Genomic DNA, 2,273 nt, shown 5'->3' on the forward strand with positions numbered 1-2,273 from the left:
ATCTGAAACCACTTTCAGATAATCGTCCTCTTCTTAAAATGTATCAATGCAATAACATGAAATACTTTCCAATATATTTTCTCTTTATGGCCGCTTTTGTTACAGGATGCACCAAAAGTGAACTGCTGCGTTACACAAACGAAAATAATGTATACTTTTCCTATACCAGGTCAGGTGCCAACTACGATACCATCTATATTAACTTTGCTTTCAGGGGAAACAAAACCGAAGACAGCACAGGGTTTTATGTGAACCTGATGGGAAAGGTAACAGCAGATACCAGGTTGTTTAATATGACGGCGGATGAAGCTATTACCACCGCCGTGGCAAATAAACATTATCGTTTGCCCGTTACCGATAGCCTGCGTATACCTTCCAATGCCAACCGGCAACTGGTGCCTGTAAAAATACTCCGGCCTGCCGACCTGCGTGAAAAAACCGTTTCACTTTTTCTGAAACTTAATCCCAATAATAATTTCCAGACAAACATGACTGTATACAACTATGCTGCGGCAAATATAATATCAGCCACCAGACTGGAAATCATCGTAGCAGATATCCTGCCCAAACCGGATCTGTGGGATAACAACAGCGATGCACTTGGCACCTACTCGCGTAAAAAACTGGAACTGCTCATTGCTAATCAAACGCTCGTGCTAATGCGGTTTTACTCCGGTACGCTGTACTCCGCTACACAGCTCACCAACTATGCACGCCAGTTCCAGGCCTATCTTACCAACCAGAAGAATGAAGGTAAACTGATCACTGAAGAAGATGGGACCGAAATGAAAATGGGGCCTGCTGTTCAATAACATTCTTTCATCTTATTATCAACGCACATGAACACTTATCATTATAAGCCAATACTCCTTTTTTTCATTTTTGCATGTCTGCTTACAGCATGTATGAAAGACAAAGGCAACTACAACTACACACCTATCAACCGCGTCTCCATACAGGGAGTAGATTCCGCCTACTTACTGGATTACGGCACACGTGTGCAAATTAAACCCGTGCTGAAATTTTCAGATGATGTGCATGAAGATACCGCTAACTATACCTATAACTGGGTAGCCGATCACCTGGTGGGATACACGATGGCCCCTACCATCATTTCCACAGCAAAGAACCTGGATACCATCATTACGCTTGACTATGGTCTTTATGCCATGTACTACCGTGTTACCGATAAAAGGACCGGTGTATTCACCGACACTTACTTTACCCTGAACGTAGGTGCGCCCTCCTATGAAGGATGGATGATACTGTGCGACCTTGAAAACGGTAACAGCCGCCTGGATATGATTTCGCACAGGGGTAACAGTGATACGTTGTACCCGGATATCCTTAAACAAGTACGTTCTGCCTATAAAACAACCGGCACACCTTCATTTATAGCCACCCAGTTCTCAATGGTGGGAGGCCCCACCAATGGCTCCCTCGGTATATTTGTGGCTACAAGTAAAAATGCAGTGTTACTGGGGCTGGACTCACTGGACTATGTACCGGCTTATGACCTGAAAAATTTTATGGCGGTATCGGAGCCTGTCACCGACTGGACCGGGGCAGATATCAATCTCCGCATGTATGGAGGTTTGCTTTACGTTAATAAAAACATCTATTCCATGGGATTCAGTTCCATTACCAATCCCATCAACACTCAGGACGGTGGTACTGCATTGTTCAATGCATCGCGCTGGGTAGGACAAAATTCTTCTTCAGGAGCCACTATCATCTTCAATGACGACAACAAAACCTTCCTGCGTTATCCGGGTTCAGGTACCACCTGTCTTACCCTGCCCAATGGCGACCTTTTTAATTTCAGTACAGGCATGGACCTTCTTTATGCCACCTTTGTTCCTTTCAACAGCGGGGAAGTATTTGCAGTATTAGAAAACAAGGCTACCGGCAAGCGTTTCCTGGCACGCTTCACTGTGGCAGGTAAACAGAATTATTTTGCAGAGATCACAGGCGATAATATTGCGGACGCAGAAACATTTGCAGTAAGCCCCGAGCTTGGTTATTTGTTCTATAACGCAGGTGGAAAAGTGTACGAATATGATCACGCCTCCAGGCGCAGCATTCTTATGCATGACTATGGCAGCAGGAAAATTTCACTCCTGAAATTCCAGCCGTTTGCCTCTACCTATGCGGCCGCTTCCAATGCCGTTTACTATACCACTCTCAGCAAAAAATTACTGGTAGGCACTTATATCCAGGGGCAACCGGAAAACTCCGGTATACTCGATATATATACCGTCCCCGACATCAAT

2 protein-coding genes are annotated in these 2,273 nt (G+C 44.8%); both read left to right on the top strand.

The features are described 5' to 3' along the window. The first annotated feature begins 56 nt into the window (after positions 1 to 56). Positions 57 to 812 (top strand): DUF4843 domain-containing protein, encoded by a 756-nt coding sequence (locus tag VN105_RS25605; RefSeq protein ID WP_325645604.1) that lies wholly within the window; start codon positions 57 to 59, stop codon positions 810 to 812. A gap of 93 nt (positions 813 to 905) precedes the next feature. Then, on the top strand, positions 906 to 2,273 hold a 1,368-nt coding region (locus tag VN105_RS25610; RefSeq protein ID WP_325645606.1), incomplete at its 3' end, for a PKD-like family lipoprotein.

This window comes from Chitinophaga sp. (genome assembly GCF_035564935.1).
Lineage (GTDB): Bacteria > Bacteroidota > Bacteroidia > Chitinophagales > Chitinophagaceae > Chitinophaga.

Bases quoted from the DNA above. Each gene is read 5' to 3' on its own strand.
- VN105_RS25605 (WP_325645604.1), top strand. From the start codon at position 57: ATGAAATACTTTCCAATATATTTTCTCTTTATGGCCGCTTTTGTTACA.